This window comes from Pseudomonas syringae (genome assembly GCF_023278085.1).
Lineage (GTDB): Bacteria > Pseudomonadota > Gammaproteobacteria > Pseudomonadales > Pseudomonadaceae > Aquipseudomonas > Aquipseudomonas syringae_Q.
The window spans coordinates 1,361,604-1,386,258 of the sequence record NZ_CP066265.1; the positions used below are offsets into that span (position 1 = coordinate 1,361,604).

The following is a 24,655-nucleotide window of genomic DNA, read 5'->3' on the forward strand; positions in this document are numbered from 1 at the left end:
AAAACCCCAAGAGAACGACGCGCATGCACCAGCATGCGCGCGGAGATTCGTGCGCGTTAACTAAGGACGGTAGTTGCAATGAAAGATGTATCCAACACCCGACACACCGCTGTCACACCCCTTCGGCAGGCCATTCGAGCCATCAATCGCGCCTCCTGCGGCGCATTGGCCTGCTACCTTGCGACCTCTGCAATGGCGCAAGCCGCTCCCTATGTAGAAGCAGGGCAGGCGGGCAATGCTGCCAGCTGGCGCAGTGCCGAATTCAATGCCGACTGGGGCCTGGGCGCGATCAACGCTGATCAGGCCTACGCCGCTGGCTACACCGGCAAAGACATCAAGCTGGGCATCTTCGATCAGCCGGTCTACGCCCCACACCCGGAATTCGCCAGCCCCAACAAGGTGGTCAATCTGGTCACCAGCGGCATCCGTGAATACACCGACCCGTACATCCCGGTGAAGGCCGGCGACGCATTCCGTTACGACGGCGCGCCGAGCCTGGATTCCGGTGGCAAACTCGGCAACCACGGCACTCATGTCGGCGGTATCGCTGGCGGCAATCGTGACGGCGGACCGATGCATGGCGTGGCCTACAACGCGCAAATCATCAGCGCCGACAATGGCGACCCAGGCCCGGAAGATGGCATCGTGCTGGGCAATGACGGCGCGGTCTATCAGGCGGGCTGGAACGCGCTGGTCAACAGCGGCGCACGGGTCATCAACAACAGCTGGGGCATCGGCATCACCGACCGCTTCACCAAGGGCGGTCGCGATCCGGCCTTCCCGCACTTCACCGTGCAGGACGCGCAAGTGCAGTTCGACCAGATCCGCCAGATCCTCGGCACGCGTCCTGGCGGCGCGTATCAGGGCGCGATCGACGCAGCGCGCAGCGGCGTGGTGACCATCTTCGCCGCCGGCAACGACTACAACCTCAACAACCCCGACGCCATGGCGGGGCTCGGCTATTTCGTACCGGAAATCGCCCCCAACTGGCTGACCGTCGCCGCCCTGCAACAAAACCCTGACGCCGCAGCCGCCGCGACCACGCCTTACACGCTGAGCACCTTCTCGTCGCGCTGCGGCTATACCGCCAGCTTCTGCGTCTCGGCACCGGGCACGCGCATCTACAGCTCCGTGCTCAACGGCACCAGCCTCGAAGACCTCACCGTCGGTTGGGCCAACAAGAACGGTACCTCGATGGCCGCGCCCCACGTTGCGGGCAGCATGGCCGTGCTGATGGAACGCTTCCCGTACATGACCGGCGCACAGGTCGCCGACGTGTTGAAAACCACCGCCACCGACCTCGGCGCACCGGGCGTCGACGCGCTGTACGGCTGGGGCATGATCAACCTCGGCAAGGCCGTCAACGGCCCGAGCATGTTCGTCACCGAGGCCGACATACCTGCCGAATTTCGCATCGATGGCGCCTATGGCGACAGCCAGTTCGTGGCCGACCTGCCCGGTGTTGGCGCGATTGTCGATGCGGGCAAACCCACCCAGCGCACCTGCACCGGGCCGCAATGCGGGCTGGATGTGTGGAGCAACAACATTTCCGGGCACGGCGGCCTGACCAAACAAGGCATCGGCACCCTGGTACTGAGCGGAGCCAACAGCTACAGCGGCCCGACCCTCGTCAATCAAGGACGCCTGGCCATCAACGGCTCGCTGGCGTCGGCCGTCACCGTCAACAACGGCGGCGTCCTGGGTGGTAACGGCAGCGTCGCGTCGCTGACCGCCAATCAAGGCGGCACCGTCGCGCCGGGCAACTCCATCGGTACCCTGCAAGTGGCAGGCGACCTCAACCTGGCACCGGGCTCGACGTACGCGGTGGAATTGTCACCCACCGCCAGCGACCGCATCGTAGTCGGCGGCACCGCCACCGTGAGCGGCGCGAACATGGCCCTGACGCTGGAAAACGACAACGCCTCGTTGTTGAGCCGCAACCAGACCAGCAGCGTCATCGGTCGCCAGTACAACGTGCTGCAAGCGGCCGGCGGCATTCAAGGCCAGTTCGGTTCGGTCACCGACGACTACGCGTTCCTCGGCGGCAATCTGGCCTACACCGGCACCGGCGTAACCCTCGCTCTGGCGCGTAACGGCGACAGCTTCGCCAGCGCGGCACAAACCGCCAACCAGCGCAGCGTGGCCCAGGCCGCCGAGCAACTGGGGGCGGGCAATTCCGTCTATGAGAGCGTCATCCTCAGCCCGGACACCGCCACCGCACGCCGTGCCTTTACCCAGCTGTCAGGCGAAGTGCACCCGGCCATCGCCACGCAACTGATCAACGACAGCCGCCAACTGCGCGACGCCGTGGGGGATCGTCTGCGCGTCGAAGGCCTGTACGACCAGCCAGCACCGGGTAGCGAAGACAATGCGGTGTGGGTCAAAGCGCTCGGCGCATGGGGCAAAAACGCCGGCAGCAGCGACGGCGCCAGCTCGACCTCATCGCTGGGCGGCCTGCTCGCAGGCGTCGACGGCCTGATCAGCGACCACACCCGCCTGGGTGCGATGGCTGGCTACAGCGACACCTCGCTCAGCCTGGGCGACGACACCCATTCGCGTGCATCCGCAGACAGCTACCACCTGGGCGCGTACATCGGCCACGAACAGGGCGCCTTGCGTTTGACCGCAGGCGCGTCCCACAGCTGGCACCGCATCGACGTCAAACGCGACCTGCAATTCGGCGAGTTCTCCGATCGCCAGAAGGTCAAGCGTGATGCCCAGTCCAGCCAGGTCTTCACCGAAGCCGCCTACCGCCTGAACCTGCAACCGCTGACACTCGAACCATTCGCCAACCTGGCTTACGTCCACTTCGACAGCGACAGCTTCACCGAAAAAGGCGGCGCCACCGCCCTAAAAGGCAGCGACGACACCCGCGACACCGTGCTCTCGACCCTGGGCATGCGCGCTGGCAACCGCTTCAACCTCAACGACACGCAAAAACTGGACGTATCCGCCACCCTCGGCTGGCAGCACAACCTGAGCGACACCTCGTCCGAGCAACACCTGGCCTTCGCCAGCGCCGGCAACAGCTTCAACGTGCAAAGCGTCTCCATGGACCGCGACGCCGCCGTAGTCGGCGCTCGCGCCAGCCTGGCCTTGGGCAAGGACGCACGCATCAACCTCGACTACAACGGCCTGTTGGGTGCGCGGGATAAAACCCATGGCGTAGGGCTGTCGCTGGATTGGCAGTTCTGATGCATGACGCCTGCGGGGCACGGTAGCCCCGCAGGCTCTTGCCCCTATCGTGCCCATCGCTCCGCGTGGGCATGCATTTCATGACGCTCCGCGTCACATCCAAGCCATCACGCAAATACCGGATCACTCACAAATCCAGACTTCTGCCCGCAGGCCGTGGTGCGCACCGGTCAACGCTTCTGCCCGGAGGGCGTGGGGTACACCGGGCAACGCTTCTGCCCGCAGGGCGTAGGAGCGAACTTGTTCGCGATCTGCCGGGAACCGGCAGTAAGGCCTGCGCGCGCGATGCATCAGGAACAACCGAAGTAACATGCTTCGGAGCCGCTTCGCAGCCGTCGTTACCTCCTGAAGCTCCTACGCCCTGTGGGCAGAAAACCCTTTATCCAGGCTCGTCAGCAGGATCATATTGTCCTGTTGTTACCTTTTCTATTTCTCTGTGCCGTATTTTTTTGTGATGGCAGTGACAGCGCATAAATGACGGGCATGCACAAAGATATCCAGCCAAGCGCAGAGTTATCAGCCTCTCCTATAAAGGGTAGAGTCCCATAAGCAACAAATTTAAGATGGTAATACCCGCAACCTATGTTGTAAGCCATTACACTCCATAGCTTTAGTGGTGCAAACGCTGTTCCTGAAAAATTGTACTTGGCCCACAGTGTCGGCAGGTAAAATACAACAGTGGAAATTATAAAAATCGCATAAAAGCTCGCATTATTCATACAGGCATTCCCACTGGCGTTTCACCGTTTGCGCCGTGACCATATCCGATGTGCGATCAATTCCAAAAACTACAAGTGGAGTGGTCTTGCACGCTTTGACACCATCTTCACGGGCGCGGTGTGCAAACCAGCTTCCAAGCTGATATCTCATCCTGATTTCTACTTCTTGATATTAAATTTCATTCGATATTTTTTCTTGGGTACCCATTTTTTTTGGCTAACGGGAGATGGGAAAGAAAATGCATGAGCGAAAATGAAGAAATACGACACCCAGCCTATAATTGAGTTGTCCATATGCCCCAAGAATGGCAGTTTTCCATTTCTTGCAAAGTCTAAATGAATATAAGTAAATGAGAAGTTGTAGGTCAGTAGCGACCAAAATACAATGGAAGACAGTTTTTTACCAGAAAGCAAAAATCTTGCATATAGTGCTGGCAAATAGAAAATAACGCTTATTAGGAATAGTGCAAATAAGCATAGAATTTCATTCATTTTTTAACTTCCATTCGTCGTGCATTCCTTTTAAAGTTATTGAGTTGGATGTTCCTTCTAATGTCAGGATTCCGATAGGTGCTATCTTGTAGGCTCTTATGTAGTCAGTATTTGTATAGTGAAAAAGTCTCCATGCGTCGGGCTTTAGAATCATTCTGGCCATGCCATATCCAGACAGAAGCAGGTCTGCAGCCCCATAAGTCATATTGCCTTCAAACTTACTTCCGCCGACGAATTTAGAAGCGGCTTGGTAAACTTTTCTTGTTGGGCCTTCTGTGTCAGATTTGCCTTCAATAATATTTCGCCCATTCTCATAAACATTGTTCGCACCATGCGCAATCAATGGCAGTCCAAATACGACGCAAAGCGTCCCGGCAGATGCGTAGCATATTCCCAAGCCACTCGTTATCTGAAGTGCACCAGCGGCAACGCCTATGCCTTTCTGAGTTATCTCCGTTGACTGGCTAACCAAGCTATTTTGCTCGTGCTTGATCGCCTTCAACCCTTCATCAACACTCTTCCCACCGCTTTCAACATCCCTAACAATCCCCCGAGCGTAGTAAGCCACTTCCCGATTGAATTGCAGCCTGAGCGCGCCGTCGTTGATATGCCTTGCCGATAGCGTGCAGGCCTGTCCTGTCAGAAACGTCGCGGCCTGACTCACTCGCCATAAGTCATGAGCGCCGACTGTGTCTCGTCGACCGATATTGCTCACTGTTCGTTGGTCCAGGACGCCCATCCAGTGGTGCCCCCTGTGTGGTGAGTCCAGATTATGTCGCGGTAGAGAATCGCCAAATGCTCTTGTGGTTCAGCATCGTTTTGTAAGATGGCGTGGGGCATATCGAGGGTCAGGTCCACGATAAGGCCTTCCTTGATTTCGATGGTGTAGAACTTCTCTTGACTACCTCCAGGCGAAGTACGATAGAAGTCGATCTTGCAATCTACCGATTCTCGGTTGGCCAGTGCCTGATTCAGTAGGGGAGAGGACTTGTCGACGTTCTTTGTAATAACTATCGGCCGGTGGGTCGCATGTTGAAGATTGCCAATGTTAGCCATGTTGTGCGTCAACGACAGCACCATGATTTCATCCAGATGTCCAGGCTGGCACTTGCCGCCAACTGAGCCTTGGCTCGAACAGTCCTTGGAAATCAGGCCTTGAGCCTTGCCAGTAATGGTCATGTAGCTGTGGTTAGCCATACAATGATCGTCCTGCTGAATAAACGATCAGTCTAGTGACGACTTCTTACGTCGGATGTAGGACGCTTCTGAAAAGCAATAGGGTTATGACGTCTGCTTGAACCGCATCAAGCTCTTTGAGTCGTATCGCCAATCAGTTCATAAGCTCAGTGATAGCGCTACCTGTGGGAACTCTCCTTCAAAACTATCGGACGATCCTGTTCGTAAGAGTCGCCAATTCAACGGCTGCATTCGTTCGCTGCACCGTTCAATCTCATCTGATTACCTATTGTGTCCAACTATCCAAGGATTCTCATGACCCACGAGACCGATCAGTACCTGCAAATCGTCGCCGACATCGAACAGGCCCACAAAACTGCCGCCAAAGAGAATCGTGCGCAGCACCGATCAAGCAAAGCTTACAAGATCGATACTAAAGTATTCTGGTTTGGCATGGTCGCGCCTTCGATAGTGGCGATCCTGTTAGCCCCTGTTAGTCTGATCCCTTCCCTTGATTGGACCGCCTATGTGAGTTGGGGTCTAATCGGCGTTTCTTACCTGGTCCTGCTTATCTATCCACTGCTTGGCTTATGGCTGTATCGCGACTCGGTAAGAAAGCTTCTGAACGCACCCTTTGCCAGCCTGATGCAGGCCAACGTCAAGACCACCCTGCAGATTGACGCCCACTACGTGCCGAAACTGGCGGGTTTGTCTTGCGACACACTGAAACTCTGCGCGCTTGAACTGAAAAACGAGCGAAGCGCACTCGAAAAGCGCACCCACCTCGTTACCGGTGCGATAGAAAAGATTGGCATATTCCCTGGCCTGCTTGCTTTGACTGTAGGGCTAACCGCCCTGAGTAAAACGTTGTCCAGCGCGGGGATATTGACCACCCGCCTGGATTGGGTGTTCGCCTTGGCGGGCGCAAACATCATCTTCTACTTCATGTGTGCCTACTCACAAATCATGATGGCGCGATACGACCGTATGGTCGCACTGACAGAACTGGCGATAGACCACAAAAAGAACCAGGTCTGATTGCCGCCGAAAACGCGTAGGCGCCATTAACGCAGAGTGAGCAGTCGGAGCCTCATGAGGCCTCGACTGCTACGACGTATAGCTTGGCGACCCACTTCCAGCAAGTTGAATTCCTTGGCAATTCCTGAACCCACCAAACAAGATTTGATGGCCTATTAGCATCATGGTAAAACCTTGCAACAGACACTCGTCTGCACTCGCTAAGGAATAGCCATGAAAAAGACAGGGACAGGCCTCTTCGCCATACTCGCATTGCTCTGCGCCTTCTCCGCACATGCCAGAGAAACCCCGGCATCAGACGCATCAATCGTCAAAGCCATCATCCAGGAATCCATCGACAGCTACTCCGGCAACTGTCCTTGCCCTTACAACTCTGCGCGCAACGGCAGCCGATGCGGCAAGCGCAGCGCGTATAGCCGTGAAGGTGGTGAGGAACCGACTTGCTACAAGGAAGACGTTACCAAAGAAATGATCAACGACTACCGACGGCGCCTGAAAGACTGATCCGGCAAAAGCACATTGGCCGGAGCCTGGCGTTTCCGCCATGACTGACGCTTTTCTTTACCCATGCTGGCAATCTAGATACTGTTGTCGGACTTTTCCTACAAGGATGTTCGGCAATGCCTTCGCTCAATCAGATTTTCTTCGGTCCGCCCGGTACGGGGAAAATCTACGCCACAGTCGAAGCGACGTTGCAGGTCCTTGATCAGTCTTTTCTCGCTAAAAACGCTGGTAACCGATCAGCGTTAAAAGCTCGTTTCGATGAACTGCTCGCCGCAGGCGATGTGCGCTTTGTGACCTTTCACCAAAGCTTCAGCTATGAAGACTTTGTCGAAGGGCTTCGTGCTACAACCGATGAGCAGGGCCAGATCCGTTATGAAGTGGTTTCTGGCGTTTTCAAAAGCCTCTGTGAGTCGGTCGTAAGTGAACTGAGCGGAAAGTATCGTGCATTCAAAGTGGGTGATCGCTATGGCACAGGCTACAAAGTGACCCGTGCTACACCTGACGTGGTTGAAATAGAGAAACCCCAAGGTAAACACCTTCCAATCGGCATGAGCCTGCTGAACACGCTGGCAGCCTATGTCGACGCCGGCACCTTCACAATTGAAGAATTGGGCAATGGCCGCTGGGACAAGAAAGTACCGGGTTCTATCCTCGATCCCTTCTTGGTGAACGGCTACAAGAACTTCCTGCCGTCGATGGTTGAACACATGCTGGGTAAGAACGAGGAGGGCTTATTTGAGCCTGCCCCCTTTCAGCACAGCGATGCCAAAGTGCTTATCATTGATGAGATCAACCGAGGCAACGTCTCGCGCATCTTTGGTGAACTCATCACCCTCATCGAACCCTCCAAGCGAGCGGGCGCCGACGAGGCTCTGGAAGTCACGCTGCCTTACTCGAAAGAGCGTTTCAGCATTCCCGGCAACATCCATCTGATCGGCACCATGAACACCGCTGACCGATCATTGGCCGCGTTGGACATTGCCCTGCGTCGTCGCTTCACCTTCATTGAGGTCCCGCCCAATCCAGAGCTGCTTGACGAAATAGAAGTTGATGGCGTCGCTATCGACGAATTGCTCAGCGTTATGAACCAGCGCATAGCGGTCCTGCTTGATCGAGAGCATTGCCTGGGTCACGCGTATTTCATGCCGCTCAAAGCCGAGCCTACGTTGGAACGGTTGGAAGGTATCTTTCGCCAGCAAATCCTGCCGCTGCTTCAAGAGTATTTCTTTGAAGATTGGCAGCGTATTCAGTGGGTTCTCAACGACCAACGTAAAGCTCCGGAAAACAGTTTTCTGATCCAGCCGAGTCAAGACCTCAGTGCGTTGTTTGGGGATGCTGTCACTGTGGGCCAAAACAATGAGCGGTGGGAGCTAAATCCGGCTGCGTTCAAGAATATCGAATCTTATCTGGAGGTGATTGATCACAACCTTACGGTCGGTGCTCCGCTAGAAGCAAAGACCGTCAGAACGGATGGCGTAGACATACGGCAAGCCACCGATGGCCGTATTGAGGTCTATCGCGGAGGTCAGCAGGTAAAGCCTGCAAAGCCGCATTTACGAGAGATAGCCAGCAAACATGGCCTGTCTATTACCTCAGCGTCGGGCGTCAAACTGAACACACGAAGCCTCGGACGTAAAATCGTTAAATTCCTCAGCGAGCAGCAGGGGTGAAAACCACTGTAACGGTCCGAGAATACGCTCGACTGACAACCGGGAACGTTGCTAACCCGACGCTCGACGTCGCCCAGGTGTCGCCCTCGGCTTTCGACTGGCTTTGTGAGCTCAGCTCTCGCTTTAGCAAAGCTGGCGCGGCATTGGTCCAAGTTGAAGGCCGCCGTTGGCTTAAACTCGATAACTACGTTGGCGCGCTGGAAACACCCTGCGGCACGCGTATCGAAATCCTGCCCAAGCATTTCGAACAAGGTGACTGCATCCAGCAAAGCCGCGCCTTGCTAAAGCGAATGATTCAGAAGTCACTAGACCTGCCAACCCGTAAGGTAGGCACAACCGCATTACAGCGCTTCGATGTGCCGTTAACCGAATGGGTGATGAGCAGCTTTCTGGAAGCGCTCGACCACCTCATCAAACGCGGCCTTCGCTTCGACTACCAACGAGTCGAAGAGGAACAGCGGTATCTGCGCGGTCAACTCAACACCGCCCGCCAAATGCGCCAACCGCCTGGCCGACAACACCACTTCCAAATCCGCCACGACATATTCCTCCCCGACCGCCCCGAGAACCGCCTACTCAAAACAGCGCTAGATATCGTCTGCAAAACCACCGAAGACCCCAGCAACTGGCGCCTATCCCACGAACTGCGCTCGTTGCTACTAGAAATCCCAAGCAGCCGAGACGCCACTCAAGATTTTAAACAGTGGCGTCACGACCGTCTCATGGCTCACTACCAGCCCGTAAAGCCGTGGTGCGAACTCATCATCCAACAGCAAACGCCACTGGCGATTGCAGGCGAATGGCAGGGCATGAGCCTGCTGTTTCCGATGGAGAAACTGTTTGAACGCTACGTGGCTGCGTGCCTGAAAGACTCACTGCCGTCAGATGCGACGCTGCATACCCAGCGCAGCAGTGAGTATCTGTGTACTCATCATGGCAAAAAGGTCTTTCAGCTGCGGCCTGATCTGATGATTACGCAGGGAGAGAAAAGCTGGGTTCTGGACACCAAGTGGAAGCGTCTGGATAGCGGGCTTGGCAGCAAAAATTATGGTTTGAGTCAGGCTGATTTTTATCAGCTGTTTGCGTATGGGCAGAAGTATTTGGGCGGGGAGGGGGATTTGGTGCTGATTTATCCGAAGCGAGCTTCGTTTCAGGAAGCGTTGCCGGTTTTTGAGTTTTCGGAGGGGTTGAGGTTGTGGGTGGTGCCGTTTGATTTGCAAGTGGGTAGATTACAGGCTTTAAATTTTAAAATACGTCTGTAGAAGACGTTTAAAGATTTTGTTCATACAAAGCTGAGATCAATGAATGCAAGGACTCTAATCCGGTGCTTTTTCAAAGTGATGATTTTCAGATAATATTTATCAGACTGCTAGACAGAGGTAGTGTCGCGTTCCATGTGTGGTCACTGCTGCACGATAGACAATCAATCGGAATGGCGAATTTGTCATCTATTCCGATATCACTTCGGACGTTGAGCGCATATTTGATTGATTGTCGGGCTTGTACGATTAGGTAGCCTGACCTGTGATTATTACCCTCTCTCCATCTCCTCAGCTTTCCTTGATCCTTCTCAGCTAGCGCCTCCGTTGGGCTTGAAAGGTGGCGTCTGCTTTCCAGCGTCTGAGGAAGATAAGCAATAGCTTGCAACTCCGTGTGGAAGGGTAGCAATGTGTAAAAATGCACGTTGCTATCAGGACAGCAATGCCGGTGGAGCAGACCTTTCTAGACCTAAGTCGACTAAGGATAGTTTCTCGCCATACGTTCTTATTCCGCTGGATTTAACGACTAGTAGCGTGCTAGCAGGCACTCACTAATCCCAGTAGATTTCGTTGGTAATGCAGCAGTTACCAATTAAGCTTTTTAGTGGTGGCGTTTTGATGTACGATCATGGCGAATGGGATGTCTCGCTTAAGGAATAATTATGGCAAGGAAGACGCTAGTGTTTGGCAACGGTCTTGGAATGGCCCTGGACCAACAGCACTTCTCTTTGGAACGTGCGCTGGAAGACGTATGGAATCATCCGCGCCATATACTTGACGATCAAAAAACGTTGGTCGGTCGCTGTGTCGATAACAGCGGCGAGGCGCCACAGGGCGAAGCTCAGCTCGACACGCTCCACGTCGTCGTCGCGGCGTGCAACATGCTCAATAAAATTGGCGACGAAGACGTTCATTGGTTGTCCGCCGAAGGTCAGGAATTTCCTACAGCTGTCGCGAAGTACATACATCGCGTCGCATCCAATCTGCATTTGTACGACGGAGCACTACCCAATACTTTTCTTGATCCGCTTTTCGATTTCATTCGCGAAACTAAATCGAATATCGCGACTTTGAATTACGACCGGCTGCTGTATGGAGCCCTTATCGATGCCGGTTTCATGAACGGCGGCTACAGGGGCTATCTGGTCGATGGCATGATCGACGGGGGATTCGGGGCGGAGACGCTTGAGCGTCGATATGGAAACAACTTCGGCTATTATCTGCATCTGCATGGGTCTCCTCTCTTTTATGACGACAGACGCGGCGCTGCTCGGAAGATGACGCGGGACATGTTAACCATGAATTCTGCGGAGATCTCAAACCATATCGTCTTGACGCACGTCATCCATAAACGTTCGGTTATTGGCGCCTCCGAAGTCCTTTCAACCTACTGGGATTACCTCCACGATTGCTGCCATGAGGCAGAGGAAATAATTGTATTCGGATATTCAGGTGGCGATGTTCACCTCAACGATGTGCTCGCTGCTTATGCCCGAACGGCAGCAATTCGGGTAGTCGAATGGAGTGGAGCTGGTACTAGATTGCAGCGTGAGACGTTTTGGGAGCAAATCCTGCGGACTGAACATTTCGATTTGGTGCGGGAAGCTAACGTCCTCGACTTCACTGACTGGTGACAGCCCGCGCCAAGCTCTCGGGCCGCGCCTTTTGCTCAATAATTTGCAGCTCTATTAAAAGGTGATTCGCCTGAAATTTGAGACGAAATTAGCTGAGATGCTTAAGCAAACGGTAATAGCGTCTTTTTAAAGGGCTTGCATCAGAAGGTTCCAATGCAAGGTGATGAAAAGCTGAGTTCACCCAGAAGAAACTCCTACGCCTTCTCTCGTTTCTGTGAGGATGTCACAATGATATCCGCAAGTCTGATTTGAACTCAATTAAAGGACGATCGAATGTCAGGATACGGGATCAATAATTTATTAGTGGAGTACTTTCGCCACGTCGCCCTAACGGAACATGGTGCCGTATGGACCCACCACACGACCGCTATTATCAGTTATAGAACTTGGCTCTCCAGCATCTGGGAGGGTATTGGAAATGGTCGAGGCCAACCAATGCCAGTAATGTTCGAAACGCGCTCCAATCTGGAAAAATGGGCGTGTCAGAATAATCACAGCCTAACCCCCATCTGCTTTACAAATAAAAAGAAGCCAAATGCTTATATATTATTAGGCGATGACGACGCCATTAACTGGTATAGAGGAACTTTCTTTCTCTGGGTTAAAGCCAATTGGAAGGGCTACCGAAAAGCCTTTGAGATTTGGCTCGATCAAAATCGTTCAGGAGATTCACTAGAGTACCTGCACGACTGCGCAATAGAAACCTATAAATCGGCCATTAACCTAATCAAGGCAGGCGTCATCTTCAAAAAACGTACACCTCAAGAGGTTAAAAAAATAATAAATCTTATTGCGGCGCAAATTCTTCTTCATGAAAAAAATCTCAATTTCGACGCAAGTAATATATCTGGTGAAGAACTTTTTGCACCATTCGACTATACTCTGGATGGTGATCATGTCGTAAATAAGTCTTCGCTTAAAGACCTTTCTGATGCTTGGGTATTAATGGCGCCAGTCCATGCAGATGCGAATCGTGGTTTTGGCTGTCGCGTTGAGCGCAACTACCCGAGATATAAGCAAGGCACAGGTGTACTTGAATTGGACCCTAGTATGGCGTTCAAACTATTTGCCTCATTCATGCCTACCAACCCAAAAGAGCTTGAGGAAGCGATGGGCTTTGTTGGAAGGCAAATGGGACCTCTCGGTGAGCTAGATGATGTAATCGAGGAAATGTATATTCAGATGAAGAGCCATTTAGCCTAGCCTAAATCAGCATGGCTCGTTTGTGCTCGCATCTCGCTTTCATTTCAGGGCCCACTTCCCTAAAGAATAACTCCCGGCCGGTTCCGAGAGTTTATTCTTTAAAAGGCGACAATAACACGTCCACTTACGACACTTAATATGCCCATCGACACCGCCGGCAGATTCCTAAATTGCTATTGGGGCTGCATTCTGCTCGATAAACTCACCGGAAGGCACCACTGACCTACAAATCAGGTAAGGTCAGACACTAGATGCCTCCGGAATCAAGCAAGTGAAGTCTCATGTTTCCGCAGAAACAAAAAAAGAGCTGCCAGTTGGCAGCCCTTTTCGTAGAAGTGGTTTCATTTTGATAAGATGTATTAAGCTTTTATTGCGACTCCACTATTTTAATTTCAATCCCAGCTCAACGCCCCCCCCGTCTGATACTCAATAACCCGCGTCTCAAAGAAATTCTTCTCTTTCTTCAAGTCCATGATCTCGCTCATCCAAGGAAACGGATTGGTCGTCCCTGGATACTCTTCCTTCAACCCAATCTGGCTCAGACGACGGTTAGCGATGAATTTCAGGTAGTCCTCCATCATCGCAGCGTTCATGCCGAGTACGCCGCGGGGCATGGTGTCGCGGGCGTATTCGATTTCCAGCTGGGTGCCTTGCAGGATCATCTGCGTGGCTTCTTCTTTCATCTCGGCATCCCACAGGTGCGGGTTTTCGATTTTGATCTGGTTGATCACATCGATGCCGAAGTTCAGGTGCATGGACTCGTCGCGCAGGATGTACTGGAACTGCTCTGCGACGCCGGTCATTTTGTTGCGGCGGCCCATGGAGAGGATCTGGGTGAAGCCGCAGTAGAAGAAGATGCCTTCCAGTACGCAGTAGTAGGCGATCAGGTTGCGCAGCAACTCTTTGTCGGTGTCGACGGTGCCGGTTTCGAACTTCGGATCGGAGATCGAGCGGGTGTATTTCAGGCCCCAGGCTGCCTTTTTGGCGACCGACGGGATCTCGTGGTACATGTTGAAGATCTCGCCTTCATCCATGGCCAGCGATTCGATGCAGTACTGATAGGCGTGGGTGTGGATCGCTTCTTCGAAGGCCTGGCGCAGGATGTACTGGCGGCACTCCGGGTTGGTGATCAGGCGGTACACGGCCAGTACCAGGTTGTTGGCAACCAGTGAGTCGGCAGTGGAGAAGAAGCCGAGGTTGCGCATGACGATGCGGCGCTCGTCGTCGGTCAGGCCTTCCGGGTCTTTCCAGAGGGCGATGTCGGCGGTCATGTTGACTTCTTGCGGCATCCAGTGGTTTGCGCAACCGTCCAGGTATTTCTGCCAGGCCCAGTCGTACTTGAAAGGCACGAGCTGGTTGAGGTCGGCGCGGCAGTTGATCATCATTTTTTCATCAACGGCAACGCGGGCGGCGGCGCCTTCGAGTTCGGCCAGGCCTTCGGCGACGTCCAGTGCGTCCAGCGCTTTCTTGGCGCGGATCAGGGCAGCGGAGTCGTTGGCGGTAACGGCGCGGGCTTCCTGCGCAGCCAGGCCACCGGCGCTGTCGAGGCGGTCCATGTTGGCTTCGTTGGCATGACCGGCGTTGGTCGCTTTGGCGACTACTTCGCCGTCTTCCTTATCGAATTCGTCCCAGCTCAGCATGGTGATGAGGCTCCTGCTTAGGGGTCGCCTTGGCGCCCGTGATTAGATTTCAAGATGTGGTGTGTCGACGTCACTGGAGGACGAAGGTACGGGAATTTGGGAATTGCGTGATTACTTATGCTGCGATTGACCGACTATAGGGTTGTCGGTCGTTCGCTCGGTTTGCTGCCGTGGCAACGCCCGACAGGCGAGCAAAGCGAATAATCTGAATTGCTTTTAGGAGAGCCAGGTTTGCATATGCAAATGGTCATTTGAGTACCCTGAAGCGAGCGCGGAATTATACAGATTTTGTCCGGCGCGGGGTTATCCATAAGTAATTTTTGGCGAGAGATTCACGCTTTTTCTTGCCCGTTTCAGCATCGGATTGGAACGGGCCAAAACACCACAGAAATTCAGTTGAATCCCTTATCTAGTGTTTTTTACATTTAGAAACGCAGGATATAGTGCCTGCTGGTTTTGGGCAACAGGGTACTTTGTCGCACGGAGGCTGCGTTTTCACCGACTCGTAATCGGTAGGATTTTTGAGCGCCAAGGCCGCCGGGCTTCTCGGCGTGATCAGGCCATGGGAGAGAGGATTGACGGTCGGCTTCAACGCTGAGTTTGGCTGCGGATTTAACGCATAAATCGATGAACGGTTCAGATTTCTGACAAGATAAGTTTTCCGATACAGCGCTCAAAAACGTTTATAAGCGGTCCATATTCGCAATCCACTGCATGGATATTCGCTTGCGTCCATTCCTCGGCTCCTACTGCCCACCAGCTTATTTCGTATCCGGCGTTCGTGATGAGATGTTCGAACAAGACTCGCTGGGCTCTGCCATTGCCCTCTCTGAAAGGATGAATGACATTCAGGTCACCGAAAGCTACGGCGCTGGCGTTTACAAGCTGTTCTCGTTCCAGGTCTTGAAGCCAGTTTGCATCAGCGAGAGGCGCAAATATCTTTTTCGCTTCAGGCTCGATGCGGGTTGTGGTGCAGAAACGGGTGTTCCCTTTGGATATGTCTACAGTGCGTAGCTCTCCCGCCCAGTCATAAAGGTCGGCGAACAGTAGGCGATGGAGATATTTTAGGTAGGGGAGATCGTATGGGGGTGGTGCAAACTCGATCAGACTCAAAGCGACCTCAGACAGTGCGCGCTCCGCCTCTGCCAGTAGGCCATCACTTATCAAGTTCAAGCGATTTTTCAAAATCGATGTGCCGGGATAGCAGTATGGGTCTTGGTCAGAACCGTATTTATCGAGCATCAGGCCTGTTTGTTACGGTAGATTTTCAACAGCTCTTCGCGAGTCGGAAGAGGGCGCTCGGCATCAAGCGGCGTGCAGTCATAACCTTCCAGGCGCAGGCTGGCTGCGTAATTGGATCGCCGTACTTTGGCAAAATGAGCTTTTTTGGCTTGAATTGAGAGCGTCGGCATGATTGAGACTCTGATTTCGTGAAGGCGTCAGTGTAGCTAAAAAATGAAGACTGTTGGAGAGGGGGACTGATTGTTGATGTCGCAAGATGAGTCAGAACGCTATCAGCTCTTGCCTTCAACTTGACGGAAAATCCTCCTCGGCGATGTGCGCCGAGGAGAATCAATTTAAGCGTCGAGCTTGTGTGTCCAGCGGGGAAGCCCAGCTGCGGATAGATAGTTCACGAGGTGGGGAGATCCAAAAAATCGGATACCAGCACCTACCTTGTACGCAAGGGCGGACTGATCAACACGTAGTCCAGCGTGGCGAGCGGCGGCTGTCAACTGTGCCAGCAGGCTATCGTTGTCCCCGTTGGTAGCTTTCGCGTCGAACACCGCAAAATTAATCCATGTACCAGTGGTAGAGCGCTCTTTGACGTGTGCCATGTTGATTTTCATCATGGTGTCCTCAGCGTTTTGGGGATTGTGAAACAAGCGATGCCGCGAGGGCTTTGCTTGTTTGGCTGTATTTATCGCTTTGCAGAACATTGCCTGCGATATGCTCCATTCTCTCGCCCGTCTGCTTGCCTGAGCTCGCTTGAGCTAGAACTGATGCTGCCAGACTCTTAGCTATGGCCGAGGTACCAGATGAGCGGAGGGTCTCAGAGGCTAAATGCGCTACAGATGCGGATGTCGTTTTGGTGTTGGTTCCCATGGGGGAGCTCCTTTGGATTAAATAAGATTTCATAACCAAAGGAGACCGCCGAGCAGGGAGCCATTGACGCGAGGGTCTGTATTTGGCTCAATGCACTTCCTTTGGGGTCATTCGTATTGCATGGCTCTGGACGGAGCGGGTGATTGCGTTGGGTCTCCACAACTTTTGCGCAATCGCTCGCTAGCTTCTCCATCACCTTGTCCGCTTCGGACTCTTCAGAAAAGCACCATTTTCCAGCGTGCTTAATCCATATCGAGAGATTTTTGGTTTTAGCCATTTGGGTTAGGCCATGGCTTTCCCTATTCATCTTTCAATCATTTCATTTCGTGATTGTCTTTTGGGGTCTATCTACTCTGTTGTGTGATGATTTTTTCGGGCTTGAGGACAACTTTAAGTTTTAAGCAAGTGCCCCGTTCTCAGGGGCACCGCAATAACTGTTTTACTGGCAAGCCTCACAATCTGGCTCGTCAATCGCGCATGCCTTTGGCACCGGTGCTGGACCGGCTGGTGCGGCTTCGGTCGGGCGCGGGGCGGTGATCGCCGAGTCGTCCGGGCCGTGGCCGCCGCTCGATACGGCGTTGAGCTTGCCGGTGTTGACGGTGGATTTCTCGGTGCTGGTCGCGGCCAGGGCACGGAGGTAGTAAGTGGTTTTCAGACCACGGTACCAGGCCATGCGGTAGGTCACGTCCAGCTTCTTGCCCGAAGCGCCAGCGATGTACAGGTTCAGCGACTGAGCCTGGTCGATCCACTTCTGACGACGGCTTGCCGCGTCGACGATCCACTTGGTGTCCACTTCGAAAGCAGTCGCGTAAAGCTCTTTGAGCTCCTGCGGGATGCGTTCGATCTGTTGCACCGAACCGTCGTAGTACTTCAGGTCGTTGATCATGACCGAGTCCCACAGGTCGCGGGCCTTGAGGTCGCGAACCAGGTACGGGTTGATCACGGTGAATTCGCCGGACAGGTTCGATTTCACGTACAGGTTCTGGTAGGTCGGTTCGATCGACTGCGATACGCCAGTGATGTTGGCGATGGTGGCGGTCGGTGCGATGGCCATGATGTTCGAGTTACGGATACCTTTCTGCACACGGGCACGTACCGGCGCCCAGTCCAGGGTTTCTTTCAGGTCGACGCTGATGTATTTCTCGCCACGCTGCTCGATCAGGATCTGTTGTGAATCCAGCGGCAGGATGCCCTTGGACCACAGCGAACCCTGGAACGTCTCGTAGGCACCGCGCTCGTCGGCCAGGTCGCAGGACGCCTGGATCGCGTAGTAGCTGACCGCTTCCATGGACGTGTCGGCGAACTGCACGGCAGCATCGGAACCGTACGGGATGTGTTGCAGGTACAGCGCGTCCTGGAAGCCCATGATGCCCAGGCCGACCGGACGGTGGCGCAGGTTGGAGTTCTTGGCTTGCGGCACCGAGTAGTAGTTGATGTCGATCACGTTATCGAGCATGCGCACGGCTACATCGACGGTGCGCTTGAGCTTGTCGGTGTCCAGCTTGCCGTCGACGATGTGGTTCGGCAGGTTGATCGAGCCCAGGTTGCAGACCGCGATCTCGTCCTTGTTGGTGTTCAGGGTGATCTCGGTGCACAGGTTCGAGCTGTGAACCACGCCCACGTGCTGCTGCGGGCTGCGCAGGTTGCACGGGTCCTTGAAGGTCAGCCACGGGTGGCCGGTTTCGAACAGCATCGAGAGCATCTTGCGCCACAGATCCTTGGCCTGGATAGTCTTGAACAGTTTGACCTTGCCCGGGTATTCGGTCAGCGCTTCGTAGTACTCGTAACGCTCCTGGAACGCCTTGCCGGTCAGGTCATGCAGGTCCGGCACTTCGGATGGCGAGAACAGGGTCCACGGGCCGTCATCGAAGACGCGCTTCATGAACAGGTCAGGGATCCAGTTGGCCGTGTTCATGTCGTGGGTACGACGACGGTCATCGCCGGTGTTCTTGCGCAGCTCGATGAACTCTTCAATGTCCATGTGCCAGGTTTCCAGGTAGGCACAGACAGCGCCCTTGCGCTTGCCGCCCTGGTTGACCGCAACGGCGGTGTCGTTGACCACTTTCAGGAACGGCACGACGCCTTGCGATTTGCCGTTGGTGCCCTTGATGTACGAGCCCAGCGCACGAACCGGCGTCCAGTCGTTGCCCAGACCGCCTGCGAATTTGGACAGCATGGCGTTGTCGTGGATCGCGTGGTAGATGCCCGACAGGTCATCCGGCACGGTGGTCAGGTAGCAGCTGGACAGCTGTGGACGCAGGGTGCCGGCGTTGAACAGCGTCGGGGTCGACGACATGTAGTCGAACGACGACAGCAGGTTGTAGAACTCGATGGCGCGGTCTTCACGGGCTTTCTCTTCGATCGCCAGGCCCATGGCCACGCGCATGAAGAAGATCTGCGGCAGTTCGAAACGTACGCCATCCTTGTGGATGAAGTAACGGTCGTACAGGGTTTGCAGGCCCAGGTAGGTGAACTGCTGGTCGCGCTCGTGGTTGATCGCCTTGCCGAGTTTTTCGAGGTCGAATTCAGCCAGCACCGGGTTGAGCAGTTCGAACTTGATACCGGTAGCGACGTAGGCAGGCAGCGCCTTGGCGTACAGGTCGGCCATTTCGTGGTGGGTGGCGCTTTCGGCGACACCGAGGAAACCCAGGCCTTCGGCACGCAGGGTGTCCATCAACAGGCGGGCGGTGACGAACGAGTAGTTCGGCTCGCGCTCGACCAGCGTACGGGCGGTCATGACCAGTGCGGTGTTGACGTCTTTCAGCGCCACGCCGTCGTACAGGTTCTTCAGGGTTTCGGTCTGGATCAGGTCAGCATCGACTTCAGCCAGGCCTTCACACGCTTCGGTGACGATGGTGTTCAGACGACCCATGTCCAGCGGCGCAAAGCTGCCGTCGGCCAGGGTGATGCGGATCGAAGGGTGAGCCTGGACGTGCTCGTCGGTGGCACGACCGGCGCGCTCCTTGGCGCGCGAATCACGGTAGATGACGTAGTCGCGCGCCACTTTCTGCTCGCCGGCGCGCATCAGGGCCAGTTCGACCTGATCCTGGATTTCTTCGATGTGGATGGTGCCGCCCGAAGGCATGCGACGCTTGAACGTGGCGCTGACCTGTTCGGTCAGGCGCGCAACGGTGTCGTGGATGCGCGACGAGGCAGCAGCATTGCCGCCCTCAACTGCAAGAAACGCCTTGGTGATGGCAACGGTGATCTTGTCATCCGTGTAAGGGACGACAGTGCCGTTACGCTTGATCACGCGCAATTGACCAGGTGCGGTGGCGGACAGGTCCTGTTGGGCCTGGCTTGCCTGCGGCGCGCCGGTCGGCGAGTTCTCGCGAGTTGTGTCTGTTTGCATGTGTGACTCCACGTTCTTTAAGTTTGTTCGGGCATTACTGCCCACCGTTCCGTTTCGAGCAGCAAGTCGCAAGAGGGCGACTCAAGGGCTCCAAACCGGAGGAGGAAGCGGGTATGTCACCGCTCCCTGGTTTTGAAGCCAAAAAGGACCGGGTCAATGCCCGATCCTTTGAAAAACTGTTGCAGCATGCGTGTTCGATATTGCAAATCGGGTACCGGCGCGCTCTGCTTGTGCGCGAGCGGCCTGCTTACCGAAAACGGCTTGGAATTCAACCCCGCAAACGCAAGAAAAGTGCTTGAAATTCTCGATTGAGTTGTGCTGGAGTTTTTGCGCAAAACCCTACATGTAGGGTGTCGCTCGACGTCGGGCTACAAGATAATGCGTTTTCGACATGAATTGCAACGCACTGCCTGTGGATAAACGTGTGTGTAGTTTGTGTATGAAACGCCTGTCGCGCGTGGAGCCCGCATAACTACTGCGTTGGACCGTTTGTCACCGAATTTTGCAGGCGCTGGCGGCATAGCGCTGTTTTTTAAGGGCGCGAACCCTATCACAAAAAAACCGCGCTGCAAGGCCGATCTGGCATGCCCTGTGCTATGCCGCGTGATACGTGTAGCGCTTGCTACACTGGTCTGCGACGAAGCGCCGCAACCCGCTTTTCTAAAACAACAATGGGTCAATACCGGGAGATTCTTTTGCAGCCACACATCTGGCATGTGCTCATCGTCGAAGACGATCAACGTCTGGCTGAATTGACCAGCGATTACCTGCAGAACAACGGCCTGAGCGTGACGATAGAAGGAAACGGCGCACTGGCCGCAGCGCGAATCATCGACGAACAGCCTGACCTGGTGATTCTCGACCTGATGCTGCCGGGCGAAGACGGCTTCAGTATCTGCCGCAGCGTGCGTGACCGGTATGACGGTCCGATTCTGATGCTCACCGCGCGCACCGACGACACCGACCATATAGAAGGACTTGATACCGGCGCGGATGATTTCGTCTGTAAACCGGTGCATCCCCGCGTGTTGCTGGCGCGCATCAAGGCCTTGCTGCGCCGCAGCGAAGCGCCGCAGGTGCCCGCCGCCGAACTGCGGCGGCTGGTGTTCGGGCCATTGGTGGTGGACAACGCCCTGCGCGAGGCCTGGCTGCGCGAGCAGAGCATCGAGTTGACCGGTGCCGAGTTCGACCTGCTGTGGTTGCTGGTCGCCAATGCCGGGCGCACCTTGTCCCGCGAGGAGATCTTCACAGCGCTGCGCGGCGTCGGTTACGACGGGCAGGATCGCTCCATCGATGTGCGTATCTCGCGCATCCGCCCCAGGATCGGCGACGATCCCATTCATCCGCGTCTGATCAAGACCGTGCGCAGCAAGGGCTATCTGTTTGTGCCCGAGGCGGCGCAGGACATGAGCGGCCACGTGTTCAGCGGCTGACCTGATGAATTCGATCTTTCTGCGCATCTACGGCGGCGTGCTGGGCGTACTGGTGCTGGTCGCGCTGCTGGGCGTGCTGGCGCTGCAGGTGCTCAATCAGGCGCGCGGCGAGCAGTATCGCGAGCGCCTGGCCCACGGCACGTTCACGGTGATGGCCGACAACCTGATTTCGCTCGACGATATCGAGCGCCGTCGCGCCCTGGCGACCTGGGAGCGGCTGCTGGGTATTCCGCTGAGCCTGCAAAGCTTCGAACAGGTCCAACTCGACAGCCGCGCACTGGGCCAGTTGGCGCGCGGGCAGGTGGTGGTCGAGCAGATCGGCCCGCACGCCGCGAAGGTCTATCGCCAGTTGAGCGACAAAGAGCCGCTGCTGTTGAGCGGCGAAGTGCAGCAGATCACCGAGCAACTGGCACGGGCGACGCTCTATCTGTTGATCGACGAGTTGGTGCGCTTTCCGGTCGACGAGCAGCCGGCGCGCCTGCAAGCCCTGCGCATCGACAAGGGCTTCGGTTTTGATCTGCACTTGCTGGCGCTGGATCAGGCCGATCTGGATGACGATCAACGCCGCCGCATCTATGAAGGCGATACGGTGATGGCGCTGGGCAAGGGTGGCGATTCGATCCGCGTGCTGGCCGGCATCGTCGACACTCACTGGGTGCTGGAAATCGGCCCGCTGTATCAGATGAACCCTTATCCGCTGCATTGGCTGCTGCTGATCGCCTTGCTGGGGCTGTGTTTTATCGGGCTGGTGGTTTATCTGCTGGTGCGGCGTCTGGAGCGGCGCGTGCTGGAACTGGAAGCCGCTGCCACGCAGATCGCCCAGGGCAGCCTGCAAACCCGCGTGCCCACCGAGGGTTCCGATTCGGTAGGGCGATTGGCCGCGGCGTTCAACAGCATGGCCGAGCACCTGCAGCGCTCGCTGATGATCCAGCGCGAACTGGTGCGGGCGGTGTCTCATGAGCTGCGCACGCCGGTGGCGCGGCTGCGTTTCGGTCTGGAAATGGTCAGCGACGCCGCTACTGAGGAAGCGCGGCTCAAGTACCTGCGCGGCATGGACAGCGATATTCAGGACCTCGACAAACTGGTGGATGAAATGCTCACCTATGCGCGCCTGGAGCAAGGCGCGCCGACCCTGAATTTCCAGCGTGTCGACCTGGATGCGCTACTCGATCAGGTCATCGCCGAGCTGGCGCCCTTGCGCGCAGACGTGAGAATTTCGCGGGGTGAGTGTTTTACGCCAGACGAAACCGCCTGGGTCGAGGCCGAGCCGCGTTACTTGCATCGGGCGCTACAGAATCTGGTCAGTAATGCGTTGCGTCACGCTGAAACCGAAGTGCGTGTCAGCTATCAGTTGCGCGCGCAGCAATGCCGTATCGACGTGGACGACGACGGGCCCGGTGTTCCGGAGCAGGCTTGGGAGCAGATTTTCACGCCATTCATGCGCATCGATGACAGCCGCACGCGGGCGTCGGGCGGGCATGGGCTGGGCCTGTCGATTGTGCGGCGGATCATCCACTGGCACGAGGGCCGCGCATCGGTCGGCCGCAGTGTCAGTTTGGGTGGCGCGTGTTTCAGCCTGTCCTGGCCACGCACGCAGGTGCCGCGTTGAGTTCGCCATTGTTCAGCGGGCCGCTTGCGCGCTTTGGGCAGACGCTGCTGACGGCGGAGGATTCACGGGCTGTCGTGGGCGTGCCTGATGTGCTGCGGCCTGAGCGTCTGGATCAGTTGCTGCTGAGTGTTTACGGGCCGCAGTTGATGCCCGGTCAATTGCCGGTGCTGGTCTCGCAGTGGGCCAAGTTTTACTTCATGCAGATGATTCCGCCGGTGCTGGTTGCCAGTCTGGTGCATGGCTGGCACTGGCCGTTGGCGCTTGCGGACGTGGCGCTGGCGCTGGATGAGCGCGGGGTGCCGTGCGGTGTCAGGCTGACGGGAAAGGGTGGGGTTTACCGGGAGGTTCCGGCAGATCCGTTTCAGCGCTTTGCCGGGTTGCTTGACGATAATCTGCAGCCCTTTATTGCGGCATTGAGTGCTTATGGCGGACTGCCCGGTGCGGTGTTGTGGAGCAGCGCGGGGGATTATCTGGAAGGCTGTCTGGCTCAACTGGCCTTATGCAGTGAGGTGTCGCTGGAGGCGGGGCTTGCATTATTGAGTGAAAAGCGGCGGCCGGATGGGCGGGCCAATCCGTTGTTTCAGGCGGTGCGTTATGTGCCGCAGGCCGAGGGCACTGAGCCGCGTCGGCAACGGCGTGCGTGTTGTTTGAGTCATCGGATCGAGTGGGTCGGACGCTGCGAGCACTGCCCGCTGCCCGAGTGATCAGGCGTTGATGGCAATCAGACTCAGAAGGTGATCGCCCAGCACGCTGAACTGGCCGTCCAGCTCCTTGCCTGAGTGCCACTCGCTGGACAGATCGATCAACAGTCGCAGGCGCGCACGGCCGTCGGCGGACCATTCCAGCAGTTGTGCGTCTTCGAAATAGAAGCGCTTCTGCACGATGGGATAGAGCGCCTTGAACAGCGCCTCCTTGATCGAAAAGGTCAGGGTTACGCGCAACGCTATCTGGTCTTCCGGGCCAGCGGCCATGTCCGCCAGCTCGGCAGCGGTCAGAATTTCCCCGGCCAGACGAGAAGCCCGGTCGTGGCTCAGCAGGTTCTCGGTGTCCAGCCCCAGCCCACGCCATTGCTGCTTGTGCGCCACCACGGCGGCCGCCCAGCCGGTGCTGTGCGTGATGGAGCCGCAGACATCACCGGGCCAGACCGGCGCCCGATCTTCGCCCAGCGTGGGAATACACAGGCGACCATCCAGCTGACGCATGGCCTCGCGGGCGCACAGCCGGCCCGCGAGGAATTCGGTCTGCCGCTTGGCGACCGAGCGCTGAATGCTCGCCGGGGAGTCGACCGCACAACGCGCAAAGTCGCCTGCGGCCAGCTTGAGCGGATCAAAATACCCACTGACCAGCACCGCACCCGGCAAGGCATGCGGCAAAGGCCAATGCCGGACAAGTTCGGGGCAGCAGAGGGGGAGGAGGGGTAATTGAGTCATGGTCGGCATTTTGCCGGGGGATTGGGCTGGAGGGAAGGGCGCTGGCTATAACCGTCGTCCCCATGCTCCGCGTCGATCTCAACTATCGTGCGACGCTCTGCGTCGTCATGCTGTTCCGGACGCTCCGCGTCCTCTCGCGACGCAGAGCAAAAAGCTGGTCACACTTTCCTCATTCCTCACCTGTACGCAGGGATGTAC

19 protein-coding genes are annotated in these 24,655 nt (G+C 56.0%); 10 read left to right on the forward strand and 9 right to left on the reverse strand.

What is annotated here, in order from left to right:
* The first annotated feature begins 78 nt into the window (after positions 1-78).
* A complete protein-coding gene (locus I9H07_RS06170) occupies positions 79-3,195 on the forward strand; it encodes an autotransporter serine protease (protein ID WP_236423609.1) in 3,117 nt (1,038 codons plus the stop codon).
* Positions 3,196-3,596: 401 nt separating this feature from the next.
* On the opposite strand, the gene I9H07_RS06175 is transcribed toward I9H07_RS06170, so the two are convergent.
* The 3 genes from I9H07_RS06175 to I9H07_RS06185 all read right to left on the reverse strand — a co-directional run bounded on the left by I9H07_RS06175 (position 3,597) and on the right by I9H07_RS06185 (position 5,603).
* Positions 3,597-3,914, reverse strand: coding sequence for a hypothetical protein (locus I9H07_RS06175; RefSeq protein WP_236425662.1), 318 nt, complete (start codon positions 3,912-3,914; stop codon positions 3,597-3,599).
* A 484-nt stretch (positions 3,915-4,398) separates the two neighbouring features.
* Positions 4,399-5,121, reverse strand: a complete 723-nt coding sequence (locus tag I9H07_RS06180; protein WP_236425663.1) for a DUF4225 domain-containing protein — start codon at positions 5,119-5,121, stop codon at positions 4,399-4,401.
* Positions 5,118-5,603: an Hcp family type VI secretion system effector gene (locus tag I9H07_RS06185; RefSeq protein WP_236425664.1), complete on the reverse strand. Its 486-nt coding sequence runs from the start codon at positions 5,601-5,603 to the stop codon at positions 5,118-5,120. Before I9H07_RS06185 ends, I9H07_RS06180 begins: the two co-directional genes overlap by 4 nt.
* 294 nt (positions 5,604-5,897) lie before the next feature.
* Here I9H07_RS06185 and I9H07_RS06190 point away from each other — a divergent pair, with 294 nt between their 5' ends.
* The 6 genes from I9H07_RS06190 to I9H07_RS06215 all read left to right on the forward strand — a co-directional run bounded on the left by I9H07_RS06190 (position 5,898) and on the right by I9H07_RS06215 (position 12,890).
* A complete protein-coding gene (locus I9H07_RS06190; RefSeq protein WP_236425665.1) occupies positions 5,898-6,620 on the forward strand; it encodes a hypothetical protein in 723 nt (240 codons plus the stop codon).
* A gap of 213 nt (positions 6,621-6,833) precedes the next feature.
* Positions 6,834-7,124, forward strand: coding sequence for a hypothetical protein (locus tag I9H07_RS06195; protein WP_024674633.1), 291 nt, complete (start codon positions 6,834-6,836; stop codon positions 7,122-7,124).
* 116 nt (positions 7,125-7,240) lie between these two features.
* Positions 7,241-8,794: an McrB family protein gene (locus tag I9H07_RS06200; RefSeq protein WP_236425666.1), complete on the forward strand. Its 1,554-nt coding sequence runs from the start codon at positions 7,241-7,243 to the stop codon at positions 8,792-8,794.
* Entirely contained in the window at positions 8,791-10,056 is a 1,266-nt protein-coding gene (locus I9H07_RS06205; protein WP_236425667.1) for an McrC family protein, read from the forward strand. Before I9H07_RS06200 ends, I9H07_RS06205 begins: the two co-directional genes overlap by 4 nt.
* 659 nt (positions 10,057-10,715) lie before the next feature.
* The gene (locus I9H07_RS06210; protein ID WP_236425668.1) at positions 10,716-11,687 is read left to right on the forward strand and encodes a hypothetical protein; all 972 of its coding nucleotides are present in this window, start codon (positions 10,716-10,718) and stop codon (positions 11,685-11,687) included.
* A gap of 273 nt (positions 11,688-11,960) precedes the next feature.
* The gene (locus I9H07_RS06215) at positions 11,961-12,890 is read left to right on the forward strand and encodes a hypothetical protein (RefSeq protein WP_236427077.1); all 930 of its coding nucleotides are present in this window, start codon (positions 11,961-11,963) and stop codon (positions 12,888-12,890) included.
* A 392-nt stretch (positions 12,891-13,282) separates the two neighbouring features.
* On the opposite strand, the gene I9H07_RS06220 is transcribed toward I9H07_RS06215, so the two are convergent.
* The 5 genes from I9H07_RS06220 to I9H07_RS06240 all read right to left on the reverse strand — a co-directional run bounded on the left by I9H07_RS06220 (position 13,283) and on the right by I9H07_RS06240 (position 19,985).
* The gene (locus I9H07_RS06220; protein WP_058390938.1) at positions 13,283-14,530 is read right to left on the reverse strand and encodes a ribonucleotide-diphosphate reductase subunit beta; all 1,248 of its coding nucleotides are present in this window, start codon (positions 14,528-14,530) and stop codon (positions 13,283-13,285) included.
* Positions 14,531-15,166: 636 nt separating this feature from the next.
* Positions 15,167-15,772, reverse strand: a complete 606-nt coding sequence (locus tag I9H07_RS06225) for a putative adenosine monophosphate-protein transferase Fic (RefSeq protein WP_236425623.1) — start codon at positions 15,770-15,772, stop codon at positions 15,167-15,169.
* On the reverse strand, positions 15,772-15,942 hold the full coding sequence (locus I9H07_RS06230) for a YhfG family protein (RefSeq protein WP_236425624.1): 171 nt from the start codon (positions 15,940-15,942) through the stop codon (positions 15,772-15,774). The genes I9H07_RS06225 and I9H07_RS06230 overlap by 1 nt, the downstream gene beginning before the upstream one ends.
* A gap of 445 nt (positions 15,943-16,387) precedes the next feature.
* Complete coding sequence (locus tag I9H07_RS06235) at positions 16,388-16,633, reverse strand: hypothetical protein (RefSeq protein WP_236425625.1); 246 nt, start codon at positions 16,631-16,633, stop codon at positions 16,388-16,390.
* A 439-nt stretch (positions 16,634-17,072) separates the two neighbouring features.
* Complete coding sequence (locus tag I9H07_RS06240; RefSeq protein ID WP_024674621.1) at positions 17,073-19,985, reverse strand: ribonucleoside-diphosphate reductase subunit alpha; 2,913 nt, start codon at positions 19,983-19,985, stop codon at positions 17,073-17,075.
* A gap of 671 nt (positions 19,986-20,656) precedes the next feature.
* Here I9H07_RS06240 and I9H07_RS06245 point away from each other — a divergent pair.
* Genes I9H07_RS06245 through fhuF form a run of 3 tightly spaced genes read left to right on the forward strand, consistent with a single transcriptional unit; the run spans position 20,657 to position 23,731 of the window.
* A complete protein-coding gene (locus I9H07_RS06245; protein WP_419149696.1) occupies positions 20,657-21,418 on the forward strand; it encodes a response regulator in 762 nt (253 codons plus the stop codon).
* 4 nt (positions 21,419-21,422) lie between these two features.
* The gene (locus I9H07_RS06250) at positions 21,423-23,027 is read left to right on the forward strand and encodes an ATP-binding protein (protein ID WP_236426674.1); all 1,605 of its coding nucleotides are present in this window, start codon (positions 21,423-21,425) and stop codon (positions 23,025-23,027) included.
* Positions 22,985-23,731: a siderophore-iron reductase FhuF gene (gene fhuF, locus I9H07_RS06255; protein ID WP_236423399.1), complete on the forward strand. Its 747-nt coding sequence runs from the start codon at positions 22,985-22,987 to the stop codon at positions 23,729-23,731. Before I9H07_RS06250 ends, fhuF begins: the two co-directional genes overlap by 43 nt.
* Here fhuF and I9H07_RS06260 read toward each other — a convergent pair whose 3' ends face one another.
* Complete coding sequence (locus tag I9H07_RS06260; RefSeq protein ID WP_236423397.1) at positions 23,732-24,457, reverse strand: 4'-phosphopantetheinyl transferase family protein; 726 nt, start codon at positions 24,455-24,457, stop codon at positions 23,732-23,734.
* Between the last annotated feature and the right edge of the window lie 198 nt (positions 24,458-24,655).

What these genes read in the sequence shown, in the direction of transcription:
- I9H07_RS06170 (WP_236423609.1), top strand. Translation starts at nt 79, where the DNA reads ATGAAAGATGTATCCAACACCCGACACACCGCTGTCACACCCCTTCGG.
- I9H07_RS06175 (WP_236425662.1), bottom strand. Translation starts at nt 3,914, where the DNA reads ATGAATAATGCGAGCTTTTATGCGATTTTTATAATTTCCACTGTTGTA.
- I9H07_RS06185 (WP_236425664.1), bottom strand. Translation starts at nt 5,603, where the DNA reads ATGGCTAACCACAGCTACATGACCATTACTGGCAAGGCTCAAGGCCTG.
- I9H07_RS06190 (WP_236425665.1), top strand. Translation starts at nt 5,898, where the DNA reads ATGACCCACGAGACCGATCAGTACCTGCAAATCGTCGCCGACATCGAA.
- I9H07_RS06195 (WP_024674633.1), top strand. Translation starts at nt 6,834, where the DNA reads ATGAAAAAGACAGGGACAGGCCTCTTCGCCATACTCGCATTGCTCTGC.
- I9H07_RS06200 (WP_236425666.1), top strand. Translation starts at nt 7,241, where the DNA reads ATGCCTTCGCTCAATCAGATTTTCTTCGGTCCGCCCGGTACGGGGAAA.
- I9H07_RS06210 (WP_236425668.1), top strand. Translation starts at nt 10,716, where the DNA reads ATGGCAAGGAAGACGCTAGTGTTTGGCAACGGTCTTGGAATGGCCCTG.
- I9H07_RS06215 (WP_236427077.1), top strand. Translation starts at nt 11,961, where the DNA reads ATGTCAGGATACGGGATCAATAATTTATTAGTGGAGTACTTTCGCCAC.
- I9H07_RS06220 (WP_058390938.1), bottom strand. Translation starts at nt 14,530, where the DNA reads ATGCTGAGCTGGGACGAATTCGATAAGGAAGACGGCGAAGTAGTCGCC.
- I9H07_RS06225 (WP_236425623.1), bottom strand. Translation starts at nt 15,772, where the DNA reads ATGCTCGATAAATACGGTTCTGACCAAGACCCATACTGCTATCCCGGC.
- I9H07_RS06230 (WP_236425624.1), bottom strand. Translation starts at nt 15,942, where the DNA reads ATGCCGACGCTCTCAATTCAAGCCAAAAAAGCTCATTTTGCCAAAGTA.
- I9H07_RS06235 (WP_236425625.1), bottom strand. Translation starts at nt 16,633, where the DNA reads ATGGGAACCAACACCAAAACGACATCCGCATCTGTAGCGCATTTAGCC.
- I9H07_RS06240 (WP_024674621.1), bottom strand. Translation starts at nt 19,985, where the DNA reads ATGCAAACAGACACAACTCGCGAGAACTCGCCGACCGGCGCGCCGCAG.
- I9H07_RS06245 (WP_419149696.1), top strand. Translation starts at nt 20,657, where the DNA reads ATGGGTCAATACCGGGAGATTCTTTTGCAGCCACACATCTGGCATGTG.
- I9H07_RS06250 (WP_236426674.1), top strand. Translation starts at nt 21,423, where the DNA reads ATGAATTCGATCTTTCTGCGCATCTACGGCGGCGTGCTGGGCGTACTG.
- I9H07_RS06260 (WP_236423397.1), bottom strand. Translation starts at nt 24,457, where the DNA reads ATGACTCAATTACCCCTCCTCCCCCTCTGCTGCCCCGAACTTGTCCGG.